This is a genomic window from Streptomyces globisporus, assembly GCF_003501885.1.
GTDB lineage: Bacteria > Actinomycetota > Actinomycetes > Streptomycetales > Streptomycetaceae > Streptomyces > Streptomyces globisporus_D.
The window spans coordinates 1-22,860 of the sequence record NZ_QWFA01000194.1 but is presented as its reverse complement, the minus strand read 5'-3'; the positions used below and the strand labels follow the sequence as shown (position 1 = coordinate 22,860).

Genomic DNA, 22,860 nt, shown 5'->3' with positions numbered 1-22,860 from the left:
CCGCCCCGCTCCCGCCCCCACCGAAGGACACCCGCCATGCACCGCGCATTGATCGTCGTGGACGTTCAGAACGACTTCTGCGAGGGCGGCAGCCTCGCGGTGGCGGGCGGTGCCGACGTCGCCGCCGCCATCACCGACCTGATCGGCGACGCCCAGCCCGCCTACCGCCATGTGGTCGCCACCCGCGACCACCACATCGACCCGGGCGGCCACTTCTCACCCAACCCGGACTACGTGGATTCCTGGCCGGTGCACTGCGTCGCCGGTACGGAGGGCGTCGGCTTCCACCCGAACTTCGCGCCCGCCGTCGCCTCCGGCGCCATCGACACGGTGTTCGACAAGGGGGCGTACTCGGCCGCGTACAGCGGGTTCGAGGGCTCGGACGAGAACGGGACCGGTCTCGCCCAGTGGCTGCGCGACCGCGACGTCACCGAGGTCGACGTGGTCGGCATCGCCACCGACCACTGCGTCCGGGCCACCGCGCTGGACGCGGCCCGTGAGGGCTTCGTCACCCATGTGCTGCTCGACCTGACCGCGGGCGTGTCCGGGGCCACCACGGAACGGGCGCTGGCGGAACTGCGCACGGCGGGCGTGAAGCTCTCCGGCACGGCGGTCGTCGCGTCGTAGCCCGGCCCCTCCGGCCGGTCCTGCCGGTCCGTCCGAGCCCTACGCGGCCGGGCGGGCCGGTCCGGCGTACCCGCCGGGGCCCAGCAGCGCCCGGATCGGGTGCCACAGCTCCTGGCACGACGACCCCGGCGGCGACGCCTGGCGCCCCGGGCCGCCGGGCAGGGCGACCGGGTCCGCCTGCGGCGCGGCCCGCCACAGCAGGCCGTCCGGATGGTGCAGGACCGCCGTGACCTCGTCCGGTGTCGGCGGCTGGTCGTTGCCGCGCAGATAGACCGCCCGCAGCCCCAGATTGCGCAGCCTGGTCAGGGCGCGCGCCCGGTTCACCGCGTGCACCAGGACCCGTACCGGGGCCCCGGGCCCCGCTCCCGCACCGCCTCCGGGGCCTGTGCCGTCGGCCGGTCTGGTGAGGGTCAGGGCGACCACCACCGTGCCGTTCGGCAACCTGCAGAAACCTCCGCCTGCCATGCTCCACGCTCCCCCGTGAGACGTCGTGTCAATAAGGATGTGAACAAGACGCACCTAAACACGATCGGCCGCCGCCCGCTAGAGGGCGACGGCCGATCATGGTTTGACCTGCGGTTTTACTTGATCAGCGGCCCGAGGGGCTGACCAGGACGGTCATGGTCCGACCATCGCGGGGCTCGTGGACGATGGAGATGCGGGTGTTCGTGTCAGAAACCTTGACACTGCCCGTGGGGTTCTCCTTGTACCAGTAGGTGCCCTTCCGGTCGTCGAAGACCGGGTTGCCCAGGCTGGGCTTGATGTACAGCGGCACGTCCGCGTTGTGGAGCGTGAAGCCCTTGTTCGGGTACCAGCTGAACGGGGCGTCGAACGGCTGGATCTTGTTGCGCAGGAGCGAGCCGTCCTTCCACTTGAGCGGCTTGGCGTGCGCGTCGATCGGCAGGATCAGACCCTGGCCCGGGTGGACGGAGGTGTTGTTGTCCTTCTGGGAGGTGTCCCAGAGCCAGACCAGCAGACCGTTCTGGTACGCGTAGTGCTCGACCCAGTCCGGACGGGTGCCGGAGAAGCCGAAGTTGTACGGGCCGACCTTCAACGTCTCGTCGTAGGAGACGTACTGGCGGTTCTCCGCGATGTAGTACTGCGGGTAGTCCTGGGTGAAGGACTCGCCGATCCGCGAGAAGCCCTTGGCGGTCCAGCCGTTGTCGTCGCCCTCGGCGTTGTCCGAGAAGAGCGTCGCACCGTCGGCGGTGATGGTGATGGCGTCGGCCGCGAAGCCCTTGCCGCCCGCGCCGCCGTCCGTCTGGTAGCGGAAGCGGAGGTCGACCTTCTTGCCCGCGTAGGCGTCCAGCGGGAAGGAGAGCTTCTTGTACGCGCCCGAGACGTCGGTCAGGGCCGGCTTGTCACTGGCATCGCGCGGGATGGCCTTGCCGTCGGCGGTGCCGTCGAGCGCGGTCCAGCTGGTGCCGCCGTTGTCCGACACCTCGGTGTAGAGGTAGTCGTAGTCGGCCTCGATGTCGTACCAGCCCGAAAGGTCGAGCGTGGCCTTGGACTTGCCGGTCAGGTCGACCGAACGGGTCAGGGTGTTCGACAGGTCGTCGCCCATGTCGCTCCACCACTGCTTCGCGCCCTCGGCGGGCTTGACGACGGTGGTGGTGACGGCCTTCTTCGGCAGCTCGACGACGAGCGCCTGCGGGTTCTTGGTGTTGTACTCCGAGACGCCCAGCTTGTGCAGCGAGGTCTTGCCGGCCTTGGCCTTGTCGTAGTCGAGCCAGCCGAGCTGGAGCTTGTCCCACGAGGTCATGTCGCCGGGCAGGTTGCCGATCTCGCCCTTGCCGGTGCCGAGCCAGGAGCCCGCGGACATCAGGGACCAGAAGCCGACCGAGTTCTCGCCGCCGCCGGACGTGTCGTACAGGTCCGGCAGACCGAGGTCGTGGGCGTACTCGTGGGCGAAGACGCCCAGGCCGCCGTTCTCGGGCTGGACGGTGTAGTCGCCGACCCAGATGCCCGTGTCGCCGATCTGGGCGCCACCGGCCTTGTTGTTCGCGGGGCCGGTTGCACCGGCGTTGGTGCCGTACGCGTACCAGCGGTGCGCCCAGATGGCGTTGGTGCCCTCGGCGCCGCCGCCGGCCGACTCGTCCTCGCCGGCGTGGACCAGCTGGAAGTGGTCGATGTAGCCGTCGGGCTCGTTGAAGTTGCCGTCGCCGTCGAAGTCGTAGCGGTCCCACTCGTCGTACTCGGCGAGGTTCGCCTTGATCTCGGCGTCGCTGCGGCCCTTGGCCTTCTGGTCGGCGACCCAGGCGTTCACACCGTCGCGGACCGCGTCCCACACGTTGGCGCAGTTGGACTGGCCGCAGTAGTTGGAGCCGTAACGGGCTTCGTTGTAGGGGACCTTGACCCAGTCGGAGACCTCTCCCTCGACCGAGTAGCGGCCCGAGGAGGTCTTCTCGTAGTAGGTCTTGAGCGAGTGGACGCCCTTGCCCTCGCCGAAGTAGAGCTCCTGGAAGTGCTCCTGGTTGTAGTCGGACTTCCAGGCGGTGCTGTTGTCCTTCTTCGGGTCCGGCTCGGCGATCTTGTTGTGCGCCGGTCCGGGGGTGCCGCCGTACTTCTTGACGGGCGGCTTGGGGCCGTCGCCGTCCGGGTCGAACATCGTGGTGTCGTCGACCTCGTCGCCGAACTCCAGCAGGATGGTGAAGATCTTGTCGGTCTTCTCCCGGCCGAGCTCCACGTACTTCTTGTCGCCGAGCTTGACGACCTTGGAGCCGCTCCGGTTCGCGACCTTCTTGTCGCCGGCCAGCACCTGCTCCAGCGCGGCCTCGCGCTGCTCGGCCTGCTGCTCGCTGAAGGGGCCCTCCAGGTTGTGTTCCACATGCCCCTTGGCCGGCGCCGGGTCACGGCGGTCGACGGTGGAGACACCGGAACCTGATGAGCTGTCATGCGCCTGCGCGGTGGCGAAGGTCGACGCCGTCGCGGCGGTCGCGGCCATGGCCACGACAACGGCGGCGGCGCGAAGCGCCCGTCTCTGATTGGTCACTTGAAGCAGTCCTCCCCGGGCGTCCGCGCTGCGGCCAGGGGGGTATGGAGAGGGCCGCGCGCGTAAACGCGTCACAAGTGACGACATTCGATCGGAGTTATGAGAGAAAAGACAGACCTTGACTTGAACAGACCAAGTGCACTATGCGGAGCGCCCATCCGGTATACGGACGGTATGAGAAGGGCATGGGAACGGCAAAGGAACGACGACCGGCCCGGATCCGTCCGGTCGGACGCTTCAACAGGCGCGCCCGGCCGTCCGGTTGGTGAGAGCCGTGACTCCGTGCGCCCCCTGTGCACCGGTACCGTGTGTTAGGTCACGCTTACTACCGGTCCGGGTCGGGCATCCACCGTCGTAGGGTCGTTCGGCGTGCACGACCGCACCGAACGCCGCCCGCCCATCCGACGTCCCGAGGACGGAATTCGTCATGCCGCGTCCGACTGCCGCACAGTTCGCCTACGGTTCGGCCACCGTCGTCGCAACGACGCTCGCCCTGCTGCTGCTGTTCCGCACGGAGTCCGGCGTGGGGGTGGCCGCCGTCGGCACGACCGCACTGATCCTCGGCCTCCTGGTCGCCCTACGCCTGCCGCGCCCCGGCCACGGTACGGCGGAAGGGACCGGCCGGACCGCGACCCACCGGACCTCCGCCGCCGCCCGGACGCACCAGGCCCTGGAGGGCATCGGGGCCCGGGAGCGGGTCCCGGCGGCGCGTTCGTCCGCGCGTCCGTCGGCCCGTTCGTCCGCGCGGGCCGACGAGCACTCGCTGCGCCGCTAGGGCCTGTCGTCACACTGCCGTCGTCGCCCGGAGGGCGGCCGCGCGGCGTCCGGTGCGTGCGACCGCCAGGCGCCGGGATGGTCTTGTAGCGGAACTGCCAGGGCATTTCGGCAACGCCGCGAGCGTGCGTGCCAGGCGTCGCGCGGCAGGCGGCAGTCTGCCGACAGGCCCTAGAGGCCGGGGCTCGCTAACGGGCCACGACGACGACCGTCTTGGCGGCCTTGTCCTGGAGCCCCTGCCGGTAGGGCTTGTCGGTGAACATCAGCACGATGTTGATCAGCCACCACAGGCACGGGCAGCACAGCAGCGCCGGGGCCCACAGCACGACCGCCCGCATCAGCGCGGCCCCGGTGTCCGGCACCCGCCCGTCGTTGAGCATCGCGACGCGCAGCTTCAGCAGCCGCTTGCCCAGCGTGCGGCCGTCCTTGTGGGTGAAGTAGGTGTCGTAGGCGACGTAGACCACCAGGCCGATGATCGACCAGAGCAGCTGGTGCCCGCTGTACCCGCCGGCGACCGCGTCGCCGAACCCGTCGTCGCCGTCCCCGTTGACGTCGACCGCGCCGCCCCAGGGCAGCGAGATCAGATACAGCGGGATCGAGATGATGAGGAAGTCGATGAGCCGCGCCAGGATCCGCTTCCCCGGCTCACCGAGCGGCGGCATCCCGGCGAGCGGGTCGGGCGCCCCGAACCCGCCGCTGCCGTACGGATCGTTCGGCGGGGGCGGAGGCGGCGGGGGCGGCGGAGCACTGCCGTACGGCTGACCGTCGGACGGCGGCGGGGGCTCCTGCGGCTTCTTGAGGAACGGATCGTCGTCCTCGGGCGGCTGGCCGGGCGTCGGCTGGTCGTTGCTCATGGGGGCAGTGCATCCCGCACCACCGGGGCCCGCAACGGCTCAGGTGCTTTCGGGGGACGCGGGGAGGCATACGAGTCTAGACCGGCATGTCGCCACCCGCCCGGCCAGCTCTTCCGATAAGCGGGCGGGGGGCTCTCGGTCAGCCGGTCCCGCTCAGCCCGCCACGAACGTACGGGCCGCCTTGTCGTGCCAGCACTGGCGCCACGGGCGGTCGAACAGGCACCACAGGACGTTGACCACACCGAGGACGAGCAGCCCCAGCACGCCGTAGACCAGCCAGCGGCGCAGGGCCGCTCCCAGGGACGGGGTGTCATGGGACTCGATGTCCCGTACGTCGAGCCCGAAGAGCTTCTTGCCCAGAGTCCGGCCCCACTTGGCCGTCGGCAGGGCCTCCAGCAGGAAGCCGAGGAGCAGGAACGCGGCGAGCAGCGCCCCGAGCAGGACCCCGGTGGTGGAGTCCAGCAGCCAGACGGTGACGGTCTCCCCCGTCTCCTTCGCCGCGGTGATCTTCCGGTCGATGTGGTCGAGCGCCTGCGCCGACAGCGGGACGGCCACCGCCCCGACGACCGCGCCGAGCACGAGGTTGTCGACGAGCCGGGCGGCGAACCGCTTGCCGAGCCCGGCGGGGCGGGCCGCGGCCTGGTTGCGGGCGAGTTGCTGGAACGGGTCGTCGACCGGCGGCTTCCACGGCACGACGGGCTGGTCCGCACCGGCCGCCGGTCCCGCCGCCGCACCCTGGTGCGGCACCTGCTGCTGTTCGGGCTGGGACAGTTGGTGGACCTGCTGCGCCCAGGAGGCCGAGCCACCGCCGGGTCCGGGCGTCAGGGGCGTGTGCAGGGCGGCCGACGGGCCGGGGTCGGGGGACGGCGTGGGTACGGGAGCGGGAGCCGGGGCCGGTGCGGGAGCCGACGGCTGGGCCTGCTGCGCCTGCTGGGACCGGGCCGCTGCTTGCTGAGCCTGCGGTGCCTGGGCCTGCGCCGGGAGGGCCCGGGGCGTCGGGGCCGGGGCGAGGCTGTTCGGCGCCGCGCTCACGTTCTGCGGCCCCTGGGGCGTACCGGCGTTCGACGGCGCCGGACCGGGCTCTACGTCACCGGCGGCCGGGGCGCCGCCCCGTACCGCGTTCGACCGGGGCCCCACCGCGCGGATCGTGACCGTCCCGTCCGTCGGCGGACGTGTCCCGGCCGCCTCTGCGGGCCGGCCGCCGCTCTCCCGCATCCCCGGCAGCGCGCCGCCGGTCGGGTCCTGGGCCAGCGGTGCCCTCGGGTCGGCCGGCGGCGACGGGTGTCCGGGGCCGGGGCTCGCGGGCTCCTGTGCCGGTCCGCCCCACTCGACGCGGCGGTCCCGTTCGCCGCCGAACCCGTTCTGGCGTGCGGCGTCCGCCTGCCAGACCGACGCGCCGTCAGCGGGCCCCGCCGCCCGGCCCGCGACGGGTGCGCCGGAGCCCGGCGAGGCCCCCCGGCCTTCCTGGAGGCCGTCCTCCTCGTCGAAGAAGATCGGCCCGGTCTCCTCCACCGGCGCGGTCTGCGCACCGGCCGCCGGGGCGGGGGTGGTTGCGGCCGGACCCGTCTGCCGGGGCGCGGGCCGGCTCGTACCGGGGACCCAGGAAGCGCCGTTCCAGTACCGGACGTAGCCGGGGATGGAGGGGTCGGGGTAGTAGCCCTCGCGGGGGCTTTCGTCACCGGGTGCCGGAGTTGGCGCGCTCATCAGCGGGTCCCGTATCTCTTCGAGGCCTCAGGCCGTCCCCGCCGGGCGGGCGGACGGCCTCAATACAAGGGTCCACATCTATCAGACAGCCGCCCGCCCCCGGGCCGGTCCACCTGTTTGGGCCCTCTTTCGAGACGAGTTCGGGGACGGGTTCGGGGTCGGGTTCGGGGTCGGGTTCGGGACGGCTTCCGGATCCGCACGAAGTTTTTTCCAGAAGTCGCGTAATAGGTGGCGGGGAGGGCGCTCTCTCCTTGTGCGGGACGGTCACGGGACCGGCCCATGAGCACCGGAAGGTCGTGCATTTCGATGATGAGCACCGTGGAACGTGAGCTGGAGCTGAAGCTGGTCCTGTCCCCCGAGCGGTCCATCCCGGTGCCCGCCCGGCTGACGTACCGGACGAACGACCCGTACGCCGTGCACATCGCCTTCCACATCGGCTCCGAGTCGCCCGTGCACTGGACGTTCGCCCGGGAGCTGCTGGTGGAGGGCGTGTTCCGGCCGTGCGGGCACGGGGACGTGCGGATCTGGCCGACGAAGGTCGCGGGCCGCAGCGTCATCTGCGTGGCCCTCACCTCCCCCGACGGAAACGCCCTGCTGGAGGTGGGCTCGGCCGCCGTGGCCGCCTGGGTGGAGCGGACCCTGCGGGTGGTGCCGCCGGGCACCGAGAGCGACCGGCTCGGGATGGACGAGGCGCTGGCGGAGCTGCTGGCCCCGCTGCCGGCCGACGACCTGTGGCTGAGCGACCCGTGGGCGGCGGACGAGTCGCCGTCCCAGGACGGTGAGGCGTGAGGGGCTCCGCGAGAAGCGGGGATCAGAAGAGCTTGCCGGGGTTGAGGAGACCGAGCGGGTCGAAGGCCGCCTTGATGGAGCGCTGCAGTTCGACGCCGGTCTCCCCCAGTTCGCGGGCGAGCCACTCCTTCTTGAGGACACCGACGCCGTGTTCGCCGGTGATGGTTCCGCCGAGTTCGAGACCGAGCGCCATGATGGCGTCGAAGGACTCGCGGGCCCGGCGGGACTCGTCGGGGTCCTGGTGGTCAAAGCAGACGACGGGGTGGGTGTTGCCGTCGCCCGCGTGGGCGCAGACGCCGATGGTGAGGTCGTACTCCTCGGCGATGGCCGCCGTGCCCGCGAGCATCGCGCCGAGCCGGGAGCGCGGTACGCACACGTCGTCGATCATCGTGGCGGGCTTGACGGTCTCCAGCGCGGTGAGAGACATGCGGCGGGCCTGGAGGAGGAGTTCGGACTCGGCCGGGTTATCGGCGGGGACCACCTCGGTGGCCCCGGCGGCGGTGCACAGCTCGCCGACGGCGGCGAGGTCGGCCGACGGGTCCGGGGTGTCGAAGGCGCAGAGAAGGAGCGCCTCGGTGGTCTCGGGCAGTCCCATGGAGGCCATCGCGTTGACGGCACGCACGGTCGTACGGTCCATCAGTTCGAGGAGTGACGGGGTGTGACCGCGCTCCATGATCCGGCACACAGCGTCACAGGCGGTGGCCGCCGAGGGGAACTCGGCGGCGAGGACGAGCTGCTGGGGCGGCTGCGGTTTGAGCGCGAGGACGGCCTTGACGACGATCCCGAGGCTGCCCTCGGAGCCGACGAAGAGCCGGGTCAGGTCGTATCCGGCGACGCCCTTGGCGGTGCGACGGCCGGTGGTCAGGAGCCTCCCGTCGGCGAGGACGACCTCCAGGCCCAGCACGTATTCGGCGGTGACCCCGTACTTCACGCAGCACAGGCCGCCGGACGCGGTGCCGATGTTGCCGCCGATGGTGCACGTCTCCCAGCTGGAGGGGTCCGGCGGGTAGTACAGACCGTGTTCGTTCACCGCGCGTGAGAGCACCGCGTTGACGACGCCCGGTTCGACGACGGCGATCCGGTCGACCGGGCTGATCTCCAGGATCCGGTCCATCTTCACCAGGGAGAGCACGATGCAGCCGTCCGAGGCGTTGGCCGCGCCGGACAGGCCGGTACGGGCGCCCTGCGGGACGACGGGGACGCGCAGCGCGGTGGCGGTGCGCATGACGTGCTGGACCTGCTCGACCGTGCGCGGGAGCACGACGACGGCCGGGGTGCCGGCCTCGCAGAAGCTCGCCATGTCGTGGGCGTAGGACGCGGTGACGTCCGGATCGGTGATCAGCGCCTCGGGAGGCAGTCCCGCGCGCAGCCGTTCGAGGAGATCGCTCATGATCCAAGCGTGTCACCCGGGGCCAATGGTGTGAACCCGTGCGCGGGGGGCGATCCCAAGGCGCGGTGTGCTCGTATGACTGACGCAGAGTGATGGCCATGGATGTCATGCCGCAGCAGGGCCCGGACTCCGGCCGGACGCCCGACCCGTCCCCGCAGGACCCTTACGTGCTGCCCGCCGAAGGCGCCACCGCCGTTCCCCCGCCGCCGCCCACGCTGCGGACGACGCTGCGCCGGGCCGCGTTCGGCGCGGTGGCCGCCGGCGTGCTGCTGGCCGGGGCGCTGGTGGCGGTGGACGACGGGGACGGGCGGCCGAAGGAGCCGGGGCCGGTCGAGCGGGCCGAGGCCGCGGCGACCGCCGGGTCCCCGGCCTCGCTCTCGGACCTCACCGCGCTGATCGGGGACCGGCAGAAGTGGGTGGAGTCCCACCCGAAGGACGCCCCGTCCCTGGCGACGCTCGGTACGGCGTACGTGGAGTGGGCGCGGCGCTCGGCGGACACGTCGTACTACGCCCGCGCCGAGCAGGCCCTGAAGCGTTCGCTGGAGGCCCGGCCGGGCGAGCGCGGGAACGGGGAGGCGTGGCTGGGGCTCGCGGCCCTGGCCAACGCCCGGCACGACTTCCTCGCCGCGAAGCGCTGGGGCGAGACGGTCAAGAAGCAGCAGCCGAAGGCCTGGAGTGTGTACCCGGTCCTCATCGACGCCTACACCGGGCTCGGCGACCGGAAGGCGGCGACCGCGGCGACGGAGACGTTCGGCGAGCTGCGCAAGGGCGTTCCCGCACTGGCCCGTACCGCCGACCTCTACCGGGGCAACGGCTGGCGCGAGGACGCGCTGGCCACCGCCCGCGAGGCGGCGGACCGGGCGACGCAGCCCGCCGAGAAGGCCGAGGCGCTCCACCGGCTCGGCGAGCTGGCCTGGGAGCGGGGCGAGCCGGAGGAGGCGGTGGCGCAGTTCGACGCGGCGCTGCGCACGGACGCCGCTCAGTACGCCTCGCTGGCGGGCCGGGCCCGGGCCCTGGTGGCGCTGGAGCGCACCGACGAGGCGCTGGCCGCGTACCAGAGCGCGCAGGAGAAGCTGCCGCGCCCGCAGTACGCGCTGGAGCTGGGCGAGCTGTACGAGTCGCTGGGGCTGGACGGGGACGCGCGCACCCAGTACGCCAAGCTGCGGGAGATGGTGGCAGCGGCGAAGAAGGACGGGGTCGACGAGTCCCTGGTGCTGGCCCGGTTCGAGGCCGACCACGGGGACCCGGAGGCGGCGGTGGAGCTGCTGCGGGCCCAGTGGCGGGGGCAGCACCGCAGTGCGGCGGTGGCGGACGCGCTGGGCTGGGCGCTGCACCGGGCGGGGAAGTCCGAGGAGGGCCTGGAGTACGCGCAGCTGGCCGCCGACACGGGCGTGCGGAACGCCTCGTACGCGTACCACCTCGGCGTGATCCAGCGGGAGCTGGCGGACTACGGTCCGGCGCGCCGGAATCTGGAGCAGGCCGTGCGCACCAACCCGGCCTTCTCGCCGCTCGCGGCGCCGCTGGCGCGGGAGGCGCTGGACGCGCTGGGCGAGCCGCCGCCGGGCGGACCGGGCGAGACGCAGCAGCCGCCCCCGCCGCCGGCCCCCGAGCCGAAGCCGAAACCGGAGCAGGAGAAGAAGCCCGAGGCCCCGGCCCCGGCTCCGTCCCGTACGGCCGCCGGGAAGTCCCCGTCGCCCACCGCGTCGCCCTCCGCTCCCTCCTCCGCGTCGCCTTCAGTGTCGAAGAGTCCGTGAAGCGGAAGCCGTGCACGGCGAACGCCGCCGTGGTCCGAGGTACTGCCTCGGACCACGGCGGCGTTTTCGCACCCGAAGGCGCAGATCAGAGGTTGCCGCGCTTCTCCTGCTCGCGCTCGATCGCCTCGAACAGGGCCTTGAAGTTGCCCTTGCCGAAGCCCATGGAGCCGTGGCGCTCGATCATCTCGAAGAAGACGGTCGGCCGGTCCTGGACCGGCTTGGTGAAGATCTGCAGCAGGTAGCCGTCCTCGTCACGGTCGACGAGGATCTTCAACTCGCGCAGGGTCTCGACCGGCACCCGGGTCTCGCCGGCCCACTCGCCGAGGGTGTCGTAGTACGAGTCGGGGGTGTCCAGGAACTGCACACCGGCGGCGCGCATCGAGCGGACCGTGGAGACGATGTCGTTGGTGGCGAGCGCGATGTGCTGGACGCCCGCGCCGCCGTAGAACTCCAGGTACTCGTCGATCTGCGACTTCTTCTTCGCGATCGCCGGCTCGTTGATCGGGAACTTGACCTTGAGCGTGCCGTCGGCGACGACCTTCGACATGAGCGCGGAGTACTCGGTGGCGATGTCGTCGCCCACGAACTCCTTCATGTTGGTGAAGCCCATGACCTCGTTGTAGAAGCCGACCCACTCGTTCATCCGGCCGAGCTCGACGTTGCCGACGCAGTGGTCGATGGCCTGGAAGGTCCGCTTGGCGGGCGGCTCGACGATCGGCTTGGCCGCGGCGAAGCCGGGGAGGTAGGGGCCGTCGTAGCCGGAGCGCTCCACCAGGGTGTGGCGGGTCTTGCCGTACGTGGCGATGGCCGCCAGAACGACCGTGCCGTGCTCGTCCTTGACCTCGTGCGGCTCGGTGATGCCGCGCGCGCCGTGCTCGACGGCGTACGCGTACGCGGCCCGGGCGTCCGGGACCTCGATGGCGAGGTCGACGACACCGTCGCCGTGCGCGGCGACGTGGTCGGAGAGGAAGGCGCCCCACTCGGTGGACGCCTTGATCACGGAGGTGAAGACGAAGCGGGCGGCGCCGTTGGTCAGGACGTAACTCGCGGTCTCGCGGCTGCCGTTCTCCGGTCCGGAGTAGGCCACGAGCTTCATGCCGAAGGCGGTCGAGTAGTAGTGCGCGGCCTGCTTGGCGTTGCCCACGGCGAAGACGACCGCGTCCATTCCCTTGACCGGGAAGCGGTCGGCCTGCGCTGCGGTGTCAGGGCTGGTGTGCAGAGTCTCAGTCATGTTCGAAGGCTCTCCCCGCATCGCAAGGTGCGCAATAGTTCGCGCAATCACTGGTCAATGTGTTCAGCGAATCGCCATGATGGCCGGACTATCTGTACAGTCTGACCATCGAAGGCGGGCCCATGGCGATCGATCATCTGGACGGCCGGCTCATCGTGCTGCTCGCACGTGAGCCGCGCATAGGCGTCCTCGAAGCATCCCGGCGGCTCGGGGTGGCGCGCGGGACCGTGCAGGCGCGGCTGGACCGCCTTCAGTCGAATGGCGTCATCCGGGGGTTCGGCCCCGACGTGGATCCGGCGGCGCTCGGCTATCCGGTCACGGCGTTCGCCACGCTGGAGATCAAACAGGGCCAAGGCGCCGTCGTGCGGGCGCATTTGGACGGCGTACCGGAGGTGCTGGAGCTGCACACCACGACGGGCCACGGCGACATGCTGTGCCGGCTCGTCGCCCGTTCCAACGCCGATCTTCAGCGGGTGATCGACCGGGTTGTCGGATTTGATGGCATTGTCCGGGCCTCCACGGCGATCGTCATGGAGAACCCGGTGCCGCTGCGGATCATCCCGCTGGTGGAGCAGGCGGCCGAGGACACCGGCTGAGCCCTCGGGCCCAGCGAACAGCGACGGAGCCGAGGGAGTGCCGTGTGAGCTTCTGGGAGTATCTGAACACCCGCCACCAGCAGCTCCTCACGGACGCGTTCCAGCACGTCAGCGCGGTCTTCCAGTGCATGGTCATCGCCACCCTGCTGGGTGTGGTGATCGGGGTGGTGAGCTATCGCAGCGGCTGGGGCGGTTCGCTGGCCATCACCTCCACGGCGACGATCCTGACCATTCCGTCCCTCGCCGCGATCGGTCTGCTGATCCCGCTGGTGGGCCTCGGTGTCGCCCCGACCGTGATCACCCTGACGCTGTACGGGCTGCTGCCGATCGTCCGGAACTCGATCGTGGGGCTGCGGGGCGTCGATCCGGCGCTGGTCGACGCGGCGACGGGCATCGGGATGTCGCGCACGGCGCGGCTGTTCCGGGTGGAGCTGCCGCTCGCCTGGCCGCCGATCCTGACCGGGATCCGGGTCTCCACGCAGATGCTGATGGGCATCGCCGCCATCGCCGCGTACGCCTCCGGGCCCGGTCTCGGCAACGAGATCTTCCGGGGCATCGCCTCGCTGGGCAGCGCCAACGCGATCAACCAGGTTCTCGCGGGCACGCTCGGCATCGTCGTCCTCGCCCTGCTCTTCGACGCCGTGTACGTCCTGCTGGGGCGGCTGACCATCCCGAGGGGGATCCGTGCCTGAGACCGAGACCGACACCGCGGCCGTCGCGCGGGAGGAGTCCGCGGCCACGTCCGGGGCCACCATCCAGCTGGAGAACCTCACCAAGAGCTATCCGGGGAACCCGAACCCGGCCGTCGAGAACGTCTCGATGGAGATCAAGGCGGGCGAGACCGTGATCTTCGTCGGCCCGTCCGGCTGCGGGAAGTCCACCACGCTGAAGATGATCAACCGGCTGATCGAGCCGACCTCGGGCCGGATCCGGATCGACGACGAGGACGTCATGGACATCGACCCGGTGAAGCTGCGCCGCAAGATCGGTTACGCCATCCAGTCCTCCGGGCTCTTCCCGCACATGACGGTCGCGGACAACATCGCCCTGGTCCCGAAGATGGTCGGCTGGTCCAAGTCCCGGGTGAAGGACCGGGTGGAGGAGATGCTCGACCTGGTGGGTCTGGACCCGCGCGAGTTCCACGGCCGCTATCCGCGCCAGCTCTCCGGCGGCCAGCAGCAGCGGGTGGGCGTGGCACGGGCGCTCGCCGCCGACCCTCCCGTCCTGCTGATGGACGAGCCGTTCGGGGCGGTCGACCCGATCACCCGCGACCACCTCCAGGACGAGCTGATCCGGCTCCAGCACGAGCTGCACAAGACGATCGTGTTCGTCACCCACGACTTCGACGAGGCGATCAAGCTGGGCGACCGGATCGCGGTGCTGCGGGAGCGGTCGCACATCGCGCAGTTCGACACCCCCGAGGCGATCCTCACCAACCCGACGGACGACTTCGTCTCCGGTTTCGTCGGCGCGGGCGCGGCCCTCAAGCGCCTCAACCTCACCCGCGTACGGGATGTGGGCATCGCGGACTTCCCGACGGTGACGGTCGAGGACCCGCTCCAGACGATCTTCAACAAGCTGCGCAACGGCCCGCACAACGAGCTGCTGATGCTGGACCGGAGGAACCGCCCGTACAAGTGGCTGCGGCGCGGCGACCTGATGCGGGCGCGCGGTTCGCTCGCGCGGGCCGGGCAGCTGGTGCACGACACGGTGACCCGGGACGCCACCCTGCACGACGCGCTGGAGGCGGTGCTCACCGACAGCGGGGGCCGGGTCGCGGTGACCGGGCGGCGCGGCGAGTTCATCGGGGTCGTCGACATGAAGACGCTGATGGACAACGTGCAGGAGCTGCTGGAGGCGGACCGGCTGACGGCGATGGAGCACCAGCACGAGCTGGAGGAGCAGCGCGTGCACCAGACGGAGCAGGAACTGGAGGGGGGTGGCGGCGGAGTATGAGCCCCAGCCATCAGTCCGGCTCCGGCAAGGGCCCGGCCGCCCCGACGCGGCCGCCGGGCGAACACGACGTCAAGGGCCACGCGTTCCACGACGAGGAGAGCGACCCCTCCCCCGCCCCGGCCGCGCCGCAGCGCCGGATCACCTGGCGGAAGCTGGTGCTCCTGCCGGCGGTGCTGGCCGTCATCCTGGTCATCACGTACGTCTGGATCACCAACATCCAGCTGGACTCGATCGCGGAGAACTCCCTCTCCGGCGGAAACGTCCAACTGCGCTGGTGGCAGCACGTACGGCTGACGGCGATCTCGACGTTCTGGGTGCTGATCATCGCGATCCCGCTCGGTATCGCGCTGACCCGGCGGCGGCTGCGGAAGGCGGCCCCGGCGTTCACGGCGCTGGCCAACATCGGGCAGGCGACCCCGGCGATCGGTCTGCTGGCACTGCTGGTGATCTGGCTGGGCATCGGCCCGCGCACCGCGATCATCGGCATCGTGATCTACGCGGTGCTGCCGGTGCTCTCCAACACAGTGGCGGGTCTGCGGGCGATCGAGCCGAACATGATCGAGGCGGCGCGCGGCATGGGGATGTCCGGGCGGGGCGTCCTGCTGAAGGTGGAGCTGCCGCTCGCGGTGCCGCTGATCCTGGCGGGCGTCCGTACGGCCCTCGTCCTGAACGTGGGCACGGCGACGCTGGCCACCTTCGGCGGGGGCGGCGGGCTCGGCGACCTGATCACCTCGGGGATCCAGACCCAGCGGATGCCGGTGCTGATCATCGGCTCGGTGCTGACGGTGGTGCTGGCGCTGCTGGTGGACTGGCTGGCCTCGCTGGCCGAACTGGCGCTGACGCCGCGCGGGCTGGAGGAGCGGTGAGGAGGAAGAGGAAACTGCTGCTGCTGGTGGTGCCGGTGCTGCTGCTGGGCGGCTGCGGGCTCAAGAGCGGTTCGCCGATGGTGGACGACGTCTCGCCGGGCTCGGTCGGGCAGGGCGAGCCGCTGAAGGGCGCGACGCTGACGGTGACGTCGAAGAACTTCAGCGAGAACATCATCCTGGGCCAGATGACCGGCCTGGTCCTCAAGGCGGCCGGGGCGGAGGTCCTGGACCGGACGAACCTGCCGGGTTCGATCAGCGCGCGCGAGGCCATCATCAACGGCGACGCCGACGTCCAGTGGGACTACACCGGCACGGGCTGGATCACCTTCCTGGGCCACGCGGACCCGATCGTCGACCCGAAGAAGCAGTACGAGGCGGTACGGGACGAGGACAAGGGCAACGGCGTGATCTGGCTGCCGCCGGCCCCGCTCGACAACACGTACGCGCTGGCGATCAGCAAGAAGAACAACGCGAAGTACAAGCTCAAGACCCTCTCGGACGCGGCCGCCCTCGCGAAGAGGGACCCGGGCGCGGTGACGATCTGCGTGGAGAACGAGTTCGCCTCGCGCGACGACGGACTGCCGGGCATGGAGAAGAAGTACGGGATGAAGATCCCGGCGGGCAACATCCGGAAGATGGACGCCGGGATCATCTACACCCAGGTGTCCGAGTCCAACTCCTGCCTGCTGGGCGAGGTGTACACCACCGACGGCCGGATCAAGGCGATGAACCTGGATCTCCTGGAGGACGACAAGCACTTCTTCCCCAACTACAACGCCTCCCCGGTCGTCCACGAGGCCACCTTCGAGAAGTACCCGGTGATCGCGGAGCTGCTGGACCCGCTCGCCCGGAAGCTGACGACCGAGGTCGCGCAGACGCTGAACGCCAAGGTGGACGTGGACGGCGAGGATCCGCACGAGGTGGCGAAGGAGTGGCTGGTGGCGGAGGGGTTCATCGAGGAGGGGTGAGTTACCAAGAGAGCGTTGCAAAGATTTCGTTGCAAAAAAGTCTTGCAAAGCTTCCTTTGCAACTCTACGGTTGAGGCATGCCGGAGAACGAGAAGGCCCCACGCCCCCGCCACCTCGGCGACGACGACCGGAAGCTGCACACGGTCGACGCCCGCACCCTGCGCGCCATCGCACACCCGCTGCGGATCCGCCTGCTGAACGCGCTGCGCGAGTTCGGCCCGGCGACCGCCTCGAAGCTGGGCGAGCGGCTGGGCGAGTCGAGCGGCGCGACCAGCTACCACCTGCGCCAACTGGCGGACTCCGGCCTCGTCGAGGACGCGCCGGAGCTGGGCAAGGGGCGCGAGCGATGGTGGCGGGCGGTGCACGAGGGGGCGATCTTCGAGAGCGCGGACTTCCTCGCGCACACCGATCCGGAGGTGCGCGGCGCCATCGGCGTGGTCATGCACGAGGTGGCCACCACGCACGCCCAGGAGCTGAACACCTGGCTCGGCACGATGAGCGAATGGCCGCAGGAGTGGCGGCAGAGCTCGGACATGAGCGACTTCAAGGTGCGTCTCACCCCCGAGCTGGCACGAGAGCTCTCGGCGAAGCTCCACGCGGTGGTGGAGAGCTACCGCGATGCGGTCCCCGAGGACACCGAGGGCTCGGCCGTCGTCCGCACCCATCTGCACACCTTCCCGCGCCCCTCCGAATGACCGCACCGCACACCACAACCCCCCAGCGCCTGAAGGGAAGCCCGTTATGCACGCCGACGTCCACCACGTCCTGCACACGTTCGAGTCGACCGAACTCCACTCCAGGGCGGCCGAGTTCCGCCTCCCCCGCACCGGCCTGCGTACCCGGGTCGGCTGGACCCTGGTGGAGGTGGGCCTGCGACTGACGACTCAGGGCCGCGACGCGGCCGCGCCCCGCACCGCCGCCTTCCATCCGGCGTAACCGACGACTCGGGGGAACCATCGACTCGGGGGGAGAACGAACCATGGGGAACCGCACCCCGCTCGCCGCCACGCTCGCGGCCAACTCCATTTCCACCGCAGGCACTTCACTGACCCTGATCGGCGTCCCCTGGTTCGTCCTGGAGACCACCGGGAGCGCGGGCCGGGCCGGGGTAGTCGCGTTCTGCGCGACCCTGCCGATCGTCGTCGCCGCGCTGATCGGCGGACCGGTCATCGACCGGTTCGGCCGCCGCCGGACGGCCGTCGCGTCCGACGCCGTGTGCGCGGCGGCCATCGCCGCGATCCCGTTGCTGCACTTCGCCGGCGCCCTCGACTTCTGGATGCTGTGCGCGCTCATGGCGCTCAACGGGTTCGCCCACACCCCGGGCAACACCGCGCGCTACGTCCTCATCCCGGACCTGGCCGAGCACGCCGGGACCACGCTCCCCCGGGCCGCCAGCCTCTTCGACGCGGTCTCGCGCGGAGCCCGGATGGTCGGCGCGGCCCTCGCCGGGGTCCTCATCGCCTTCGTCGGCGCGGAGACGGTCCTGCTGCTGGACGCGGCGACCTTCGGGCTGTCGGCCCTGCTGATCGCAGCGGGGGTACGGGGAGTACGCGCGGCCGAACCGCGGAAGGCGGAGGCCCCGGCCTCGCTGCGCGCCTACGGCACCGAACTCCGCGAGGGTTATGCCCACTTGCTCGGCAACCGGCTGTTGCTGGCGGTCGTGGTAATGGTGATGTTCATGAACGGCACCGACCAGGGCTGGAACGCGGTCCTGCTCCCGGTGCACGCCGAGGGCGAGCTGAGCGGCGCGCCCGCCATCGGACTGCTCACCGCCCTGTTCGGCGCCGGCGGCCTGACCGGGGCGCTGCTGTACGGGGCGGTGGGGCACCGCTTCCCGCGCCGGGCGGTGTTCACGGTGTGCGTGGTCCTGTGCGGCGCGCCGAGGTTCCTGGTCGCCGCGGTGACCGGGACGACGCTGCCGCTCGCGGTGACGATGCTGCTCGGTGGCATCGCGGGCGGCGTGCTGAACCCGATCCTGACGACGGTGATCTACGAGCGGGTACCGGACCGGCTGCGCAGCCGGGTGTCGGGGGCGCTGACGGCGGGCTGCGAGTTCGCGATGCCGGTGGGCGGTCTCGCGGCCGGGCTGCTGGTGGAGGGCGCGGGGACCACGGGGGCGCTGCTGGCGATGGGCGGGGTCTACTTCCTGGCGACGCTGAGCCCGCTGGTGTTCCCGTCCTGGCGGACGCTGGACGACGTGCCGGGTGCGGAGCCCGTACAGGAGACACCGGGGCCGCAGCCCGTACCGCAGGCACCGGCACCGGTCAGCAGCTCGGGACCTTCCCGCCCGACTCCAGGGCCTTGAGCGAGCCGACCGCGTCCTTCAGCGTGGAGACGGGCACGATCCGCAGCCCGTCGGGCCGCTCGGCCTCCGCCTGACGGCACTCGGCCTTCGGTACGAGGAAGACGCGCGCGCCGTCGCGGTGGGCGCCCTGGACCTTCATCGACACGCCGCCGACCGCGCCGACCTTGCCGTCCGCGGTGATCGTCCCCGTACCGGCGATGGTGCGGCCGCCGGTGAGACCGCCGCCGGAGCCGTTGCCGTCGAGCTTGTCGATGATGCCGAGCGAGAGGAAGAGCCCGGCGCTCGGCCCGCCGATGTCGCCGAGGTCCACCTCCACCCGCATCGAGCCGGGCTCGCGGTCCAGGTAGTTCAGGGCGGCGTCGACGGCGACGTTCTGCGACTCCTTCATGTCGTCGAGGTTGTGCTTCTCGATCTCCTTCTCGGAGCCGCCGGTGGGGTAGACGGCGTCGCGCGGCATGACCGCCCGGTCGGTACGGAACCAGCTGTCGAACACCTCACCGATGCGGACGTCCGCCTTCGGCCCGGTGGCGAGGATCGTCGTCATCCGCAGCTGCCCGTCGGTGGTCCGGGTCTCGGCGCCGGTGATGGTGATCACGGGCCGCCCGTCGTCCTTGCCGAGCACGTCCGCGGTCACCCCGGGCCGCGCCAGGGTGAACGGCAGCGGCGCGAGGGCCGCCGTACCGAACAGGGCGAGGACGGGGAGTGCGCAGAGGGCGAGGACGCGGGGGCGCGAGAGACGAGAGAGCACGCACCCAATCTAGCCGCCGCACCGGAACGGGAAAGCGCCAGGCGTACGCCGCCCGGCGCGCGCTCCGACGCGTACGCGTCCCCGCACCGAGGGTGTACGGGTCCCCGCCTACCGCAGCGCGTCCGCCACCTCCCGGGCGGCGTCGAGCACGCGGGGCCCGACCCGTTCCGGTACGGCGTCGGCGAGCATGACGACACCGACGCTGCCCTCGACGCCCGAGACCCCGACCAGGGGCGCGGCCGCCCCGCTGGCGCCGGCTTCGAGTTCGCCGTGGGTGAGGGTGTAGCCGGGGTGGCCGGAGTCGGTGGCCTGCCGGGCGGACAGGATGGCCCGGCCCGCGGCACCCCGGTCCAGGGGATGGCGGAAGCCGGCCCGGTAGGCGACGTGGTAGTCGGTCCAGGTGGGCTCGACCACGGCGACCGCGAGGGCGTCGCTGCCGTCGACGAGCGTGAGGTGGGCGGTGGCCCCTATGTCCTCGGCCAGGGAGCGCAGCGCGGGCAGCGCCGCTTCCCGGACGAGCGGGTGGACCTGTCTGCCGAGCCGCAGCACACCGAGGCCGACCCGGGCGCGGCCGCCCAGGTCGCGGCGTACCAGGGCGTGCTGCTCCAGGGTGGCGAGCAGCCGGTAGACGACGGTCCGGTTGACACCGAGCTTGTTGGACAGCTCGGTCACGGTCAGGCCGTGGTCGGTGTCGGCGAGCAGTTTGAGGACACGCAGTCCTCGGTCGAGCGTCTGGGAGGTCTCCGCTGTCACGACGCCCTCTCCTCTTCGGGGTGAGCGACGACGGCCCTGCTCCGACGGTAGCGACGCCGGTCCCAGCGGCGACGCACGGAGAGGCCGCCGGTCTGGCAAGGCACCGGCTGCGCTCCGCGGCGGCGTTGCCACGGGGCGTTCATATGGCGGGGACAGTAGCGAGCCAGTCCGCTCAGCGGAAGTCCTCGTCCAGAATCCGGTCCCCGGACGTGAGGCCCCGGAACGGCGCGCACATAAGGGCCGGTCAGCGGTACGACGTCCGGAAAGCGAACATCTACGCGCGTTCACGTGTCACGACTCCGCCGGACCGGCGCGTCCACACATGTGAACCAGCGTTAACTGCGTGTGACCGGACACCGGAGAAATTTCCCGGGCCCGAGGCCCGGAAACACGGCCGCGCTCCCAGGGGGAAGCCGGGTAACGCCGTCGGCCCGTACGGAGGTTGGGACCTCCGTACGGGCCGACGGTAAAAGCCGGGCCGACGGGAACGAACGGCTGCGGGTCACTTCATCCGCGTCGCCCACTCCTGGACCTTCGCGATGCGCGTCTGGATCTGGTGGGCCGTGGCCTCCGCGCTCGGCGGGCCGCCGCAGACACGGCGCAGTTCGTTGTGGATCACGCCGTGCGGCTTGCCGCTCTGGTGGGTGTAGGCGGAGACCATCGTGTTGAGCTGCTTGCGCAGGCTCAGCAGCTGCTTGTGCGTGACCACGGGCCGGGCCTCGGCGGGCTTCTCCAGGAGGTCGGCCTCCTCGGCCGGCTTCTGGCGGCTGTGCGCGATCTGCCGGCTCTGCCGCTTCTGGAGGAGGAGCTGCACCTGGTCCGGCTCCAGGAGCCCGGGGATGCCGAGGTAGTCCTGTTCCTCCTCGGAGCCCGGGTGGGCCTGCATGCCGAACTCGGCGCCGTCGTAGAGCACCCGGTCGAAGACGGCGTCGGACTCCAGCGCCTCGAAGGGCAGCTGGTCCTCGGTCTCCTCGTCCTCCAGCCTCTCGGCGTCGGCGAGGAGCTTGTCCTCCTCCGAGAAGGGGTTCTCCTCGTCGCTGCCCTTCTTCGGCTTGTCGAGGACGTGGTCGCGCTCGACCTCCATCTCGTTGGCGAAGTCGAGGAGCATCGGGATGGTCGGCAGGAAGACGGAGGCGGTCTCGCCGCGCCGGCGGGAGCGCACGAAGCGGCCCACGGCCTGGGCGAAGAAGAGGGGCGTCGAGATGGTGGTCGCGTACACGCCGACGGCGAGCCGTGGCACGTCGACGCCCTCGGACACCATCCGCACCGCGACCATCCAGCGCGACTCGTCCCCGCTGAACTGGTCGATCTTCTTGGACGCGGCCTTCTCGTCGGAGAGGACCACGGTCGCCGACTCCCCGGTGACCTTCTTCAGGATCTTGGCGTAGGCGCGGGCCGAGTCCTGGTCGGTGGCGATGACGAGGCCGCCCGCGTCGGGGATGCCCTTGCGGACCTCGGTGAGCCGCTTGTCGGCGGCGGCCAGGACGTTGGGGATCCACTCACCGGTGGGCGCGAGCGCGGTACGCCAGGCCTGGCCGATGGCGTCCTTGGTCATCGGCTCGCCGAGCCGGGCGGCGATCTCGTCGCCCGCCTTCGTACGCCAGCGCATGTTGCCGCTGTAGCTGAGGAAGATGACCGGGCGGACGACGCCGTCGGCGAGCGCGTTGCCGTAGCCGTAGGTGTAGTCGGCCGAGGAGCGGCGGATGCCGTCGTTGCCCTCCTCGTACTGGACGAAGGGGATGGGGTTGGTGTCCGACCGGAACGGCGTACCGGTCAGGGCGAGCCGCCGGGTCGCCGGGTCGAACGCCTCCTGGCAGGCCTCGCCCCAGGACTTGGAGTCACCGGCGTGGTGGATCTCGTCGAGGATGACGAGCGTCTTGCGCTGCTCGCAGCGGTTGCGGTGCAGCATCGGGCGGACGCCGACACCGGCGTACGTCACGGCGACCCCGTGGTACTCCTTGCTCAGCGGACCGGCGCTGTAGTCGGGGTCGAGCTTGATCCCTATCCGGGCGGCCGCCTCCGCCCACTGCTTCTTGAGGTGCTCGGTCGGGGCGACGACGGTGACCTGCTGCACGACATGGTGGTGCAGCAGCCACGACGCGAGGGTCAGCGCGAACGTGGTCTTGCCGGCGCCGGGCGTCGCGACGGCGAGGAAGTCGCGCGGCTGCTCCTGGACGTACCTCTCCATGGCGCCTTGCTGCCAGGCTCGCAGCTTGTTGGCGGTGCCCCAGGGGGCACGGCCGGGGAAGGCGGGTGAGAGGTGGTGGGAGGCGGTGGTAGTAGTCACGGTCTCCGGTTCGGGGCTCTCGGGTACGTGGGGCGCTGCCCGTACCGCACCCGGCCCGAAGGACCCGGCCCGCGATACGACAACCGGGCCACCTTACCGGGGGCCCGGTGGAAACCCGGTACGCACCAGCCGCGCCGGGGTCCGACGAGACGGTGCTCACATCGCACCGGCGCCCCGGTCCCGCAGCCCTGAGGAGATCACTTCTCCCGCGCCCCCACGACCACCCGGGACGCCACCCACACCCGTGTTCTTGCCGATGGCGGGGG

Annotated in this window: 21 protein-coding genes; 12 read left to right on the top strand and 9 right to left on the bottom strand. The window is 71.1% G+C overall.

Annotated features, from left to right (window positions below):
• Positions 1-36 precede the first annotated feature (36 nt).
• Positions 37-627: an isochorismatase family protein gene (locus tag D3105_RS27855; RefSeq protein WP_118905742.1), complete on the top strand. Its 591-nt coding sequence runs from the start codon at positions 37-39 to the stop codon at positions 625-627.
• A gap of 39 nt (positions 628-666) precedes the next feature.
• Here D3105_RS27855 and D3105_RS27850 read toward each other — a convergent pair whose 3' ends face one another.
• Together D3105_RS27850 and D3105_RS27845 are read right to left on the bottom strand one after the other, a co-directional pair.
• Positions 667-1,092: a hypothetical protein gene (locus tag D3105_RS27850; protein WP_118905741.1), complete on the bottom strand. Its 426-nt coding sequence runs from the start codon at positions 1,090-1,092 to the stop codon at positions 667-669.
• Between the two features lie 124 nt (positions 1,093-1,216).
• On the bottom strand, positions 1,217-3,619 hold the full coding sequence (locus tag D3105_RS27845) for an immune inhibitor A domain-containing protein (protein WP_118905740.1): 2,403 nt from the start codon (positions 3,617-3,619) through the stop codon (positions 1,217-1,219).
• A gap of 427 nt (positions 3,620-4,046) precedes the next feature.
• On the opposite strand from D3105_RS27845, the gene D3105_RS27840 reads away from it, so the two are divergent.
• On the top strand, positions 4,047-4,394 hold the full coding sequence (locus D3105_RS27840) for a hypothetical protein (RefSeq protein ID WP_118905739.1): 348 nt from the start codon (positions 4,047-4,049) through the stop codon (positions 4,392-4,394).
• A gap of 187 nt (positions 4,395-4,581) precedes the next feature.
• Here D3105_RS27840 and D3105_RS27835 read toward each other — a convergent pair whose 3' ends face one another.
• A complete protein-coding gene (locus tag D3105_RS27835) occupies positions 4,582-5,247 on the bottom strand; it encodes an RDD family protein (protein WP_118905738.1) in 666 nt (221 codons plus the stop codon).
• A 153-nt stretch (positions 5,248-5,400) separates the two neighbouring features.
• Positions 5,401-6,951 (bottom strand): RDD family protein, encoded by a 1,551-nt coding sequence (locus tag D3105_RS27830; RefSeq protein ID WP_118905737.1) that lies wholly within the window; start codon positions 6,949-6,951, stop codon positions 5,401-5,403.
• Between the two features lie 306 nt (positions 6,952-7,257).
• On the opposite strand from D3105_RS27830, the gene D3105_RS27825 reads away from it, so the two are divergent.
• Entirely contained in the window at positions 7,258-7,740 is a 483-nt protein-coding gene (locus D3105_RS27825; RefSeq protein ID WP_118905736.1) for an SsgA family sporulation/cell division regulator, read from the top strand.
• A gap of 22 nt (positions 7,741-7,762) precedes the next feature.
• Here the strand turns inward: D3105_RS27825 and D3105_RS27820 are convergent, their stop codons facing one another.
• Positions 7,763-9,130 (bottom strand): FAD-binding oxidoreductase, encoded by a 1,368-nt coding sequence (locus D3105_RS27820; protein ID WP_118905735.1) that lies wholly within the window; start codon positions 9,128-9,130, stop codon positions 7,763-7,765.
• Between the two features lie 98 nt (positions 9,131-9,228).
• On the opposite strand from D3105_RS27820, the gene D3105_RS27815 reads away from it, so the two are divergent.
• Positions 9,229-10,884, top strand: coding sequence for a tetratricopeptide repeat protein (locus tag D3105_RS27815; RefSeq protein WP_118905743.1), 1,656 nt, complete (start codon positions 9,229-9,231; stop codon positions 10,882-10,884).
• A gap of 85 nt (positions 10,885-10,969) precedes the next feature.
• On the opposite strand, the gene hppD is transcribed toward D3105_RS27815, so the two are convergent.
• Positions 10,970-12,115, bottom strand: a complete 1,146-nt coding sequence (hppD, locus tag D3105_RS27810; RefSeq protein ID WP_118905734.1) for a 4-hydroxyphenylpyruvate dioxygenase — start codon at positions 12,113-12,115, stop codon at positions 10,970-10,972.
• 122 nt (positions 12,116-12,237) lie between these two features.
• Here hppD and D3105_RS27805 point away from each other — a divergent pair, with 122 nt between their 5' ends.
• The 8 genes from D3105_RS27805 (at position 12,238) to D3105_RS27770 (ending at position 18,806) form a co-directional block, all read left to right on the top strand.
• A complete protein-coding gene (locus D3105_RS27805) occupies positions 12,238-12,711 on the top strand; it encodes an Lrp/AsnC family transcriptional regulator (protein WP_030802579.1) in 474 nt (157 codons plus the stop codon).
• A 44-nt stretch (positions 12,712-12,755) separates the two neighbouring features.
• Positions 12,756-13,403: an ABC transporter permease gene (locus D3105_RS27800; RefSeq protein WP_118905733.1), complete on the top strand. Its 648-nt coding sequence runs from the start codon at positions 12,756-12,758 to the stop codon at positions 13,401-13,403.
• Positions 13,396-14,667: a betaine/proline/choline family ABC transporter ATP-binding protein gene (locus D3105_RS27795; RefSeq protein WP_118905732.1), complete on the top strand. Its 1,272-nt coding sequence runs from the start codon at positions 13,396-13,398 to the stop codon at positions 14,665-14,667. The genes D3105_RS27800 and D3105_RS27795 overlap by 8 nt, the downstream gene beginning before the upstream one ends.
• Positions 14,664-15,533 (top strand): ABC transporter permease, encoded by an 870-nt coding sequence (locus D3105_RS27790; RefSeq protein WP_118905731.1) that lies wholly within the window; start codon positions 14,664-14,666, stop codon positions 15,531-15,533. Before D3105_RS27795 ends, D3105_RS27790 begins: the two co-directional genes overlap by 4 nt.
• 77 nt (positions 15,534-15,610) lie before the next feature.
• Positions 15,611-16,501 (top strand): glycine betaine ABC transporter substrate-binding protein, encoded by an 891-nt coding sequence (locus tag D3105_RS27785; protein ID WP_240647042.1) that lies wholly within the window; start codon positions 15,611-15,613, stop codon positions 16,499-16,501.
• A gap of 77 nt (positions 16,502-16,578) precedes the next feature.
• Positions 16,579-17,196, top strand: a complete 618-nt coding sequence (locus D3105_RS27780; protein WP_118905729.1) for an ArsR/SmtB family transcription factor — start codon at positions 16,579-16,581, stop codon at positions 17,194-17,196.
• 46 nt (positions 17,197-17,242) lie between these two features.
• On the top strand, positions 17,243-17,437 hold the full coding sequence (locus tag D3105_RS27775; protein WP_118905728.1) for a hypothetical protein: 195 nt from the start codon (positions 17,243-17,245) through the stop codon (positions 17,435-17,437).
• Positions 17,438-17,480: 43 nt separating this feature from the next.
• Complete coding sequence (locus D3105_RS27770) at positions 17,481-18,806, top strand: MFS transporter (protein ID WP_118905727.1); 1,326 nt, start codon at positions 17,481-17,483, stop codon at positions 18,804-18,806.
• On the opposite strand, the gene D3105_RS27765 is transcribed toward D3105_RS27770, so the two are convergent.
• From D3105_RS27765 to D3105_RS27755, 3 genes are all read right to left on the bottom strand, one after another.
• Positions 18,766-19,554: a S16 family serine protease gene (locus D3105_RS27765; protein WP_118905726.1), complete on the bottom strand. Its 789-nt coding sequence runs from the start codon at positions 19,552-19,554 to the stop codon at positions 18,766-18,768. The genes D3105_RS27770 and D3105_RS27765 overlap by 41 nt on opposite strands.
• Before the next feature lie 108 nt (positions 19,555-19,662).
• A complete protein-coding gene (locus tag D3105_RS27760; RefSeq protein WP_118905725.1) occupies positions 19,663-20,307 on the bottom strand; it encodes an IclR family transcriptional regulator in 645 nt (214 codons plus the stop codon).
• Between the two features lie 502 nt (positions 20,308-20,809).
• Positions 20,810-22,594, bottom strand: a complete 1,785-nt coding sequence (locus D3105_RS27755; protein ID WP_118905724.1) for a DEAD/DEAH box helicase — start codon at positions 22,592-22,594, stop codon at positions 20,810-20,812.
• Between the last annotated feature and the right edge of the window lie 266 nt (positions 22,595-22,860).

Bases quoted from the DNA above. Each gene is read 5' to 3' on its own strand.
- D3105_RS27770 (WP_118905727.1), top strand. From the start codon at position 17,481: ATGGGGAACCGCACCCCGCTCGCCGCCACGCTCGCGGCCAACTCCATT.
- D3105_RS27805 (WP_030802579.1), top strand. From the start codon at position 12,238: ATGGCGATCGATCATCTGGACGGCCGGCTCATCGTGCTGCTCGCACGT.
- D3105_RS27830 (WP_118905737.1), bottom strand. From the start codon at position 6,951: ATGAGCGCGCCAACTCCGGCACCCGGTGACGAAAGCCCCCGCGAGGGC.
- D3105_RS27850 (WP_118905741.1), bottom strand. From the start codon at position 1,092: ATGGCAGGCGGAGGTTTCTGCAGGTTGCCGAACGGCACGGTGGTGGTC.
- D3105_RS27835 (WP_118905738.1), bottom strand. From the start codon at position 5,247: ATGAGCAACGACCAGCCGACGCCCGGCCAGCCGCCCGAGGACGACGAT.
- D3105_RS27855 (WP_118905742.1), top strand. From the start codon at position 37: ATGCACCGCGCATTGATCGTCGTGGACGTTCAGAACGACTTCTGCGAG.
- hppD (WP_118905734.1), bottom strand. From the start codon at position 12,115: ATGACTGAGACTCTGCACACCAGCCCTGACACCGCAGCGCAGGCCGAC.
- D3105_RS27825 (WP_118905736.1), top strand. From the start codon at position 7,258: ATGATGAGCACCGTGGAACGTGAGCTGGAGCTGAAGCTGGTCCTGTCC.
- D3105_RS27815 (WP_118905743.1), top strand. From the start codon at position 9,229: ATGGATGTCATGCCGCAGCAGGGCCCGGACTCCGGCCGGACGCCCGAC.
- D3105_RS27820 (WP_118905735.1), bottom strand. From the start codon at position 9,130: ATGAGCGATCTCCTCGAACGGCTGCGCGCGGGACTGCCTCCCGAGGCG.
- D3105_RS27790 (WP_118905731.1), top strand. From the start codon at position 14,664: ATGAGCCCCAGCCATCAGTCCGGCTCCGGCAAGGGCCCGGCCGCCCCG.
- D3105_RS27775 (WP_118905728.1), top strand. From the start codon at position 17,243: ATGCACGCCGACGTCCACCACGTCCTGCACACGTTCGAGTCGACCGAA.
- D3105_RS27780 (WP_118905729.1), top strand. From the start codon at position 16,579: ATGCCGGAGAACGAGAAGGCCCCACGCCCCCGCCACCTCGGCGACGAC.
- D3105_RS27785 (WP_240647042.1), top strand. From the start codon at position 15,611: ATGGTGGACGACGTCTCGCCGGGCTCGGTCGGGCAGGGCGAGCCGCTG.
- D3105_RS27840 (WP_118905739.1), top strand. From the start codon at position 4,047: ATGCCGCGTCCGACTGCCGCACAGTTCGCCTACGGTTCGGCCACCGTC.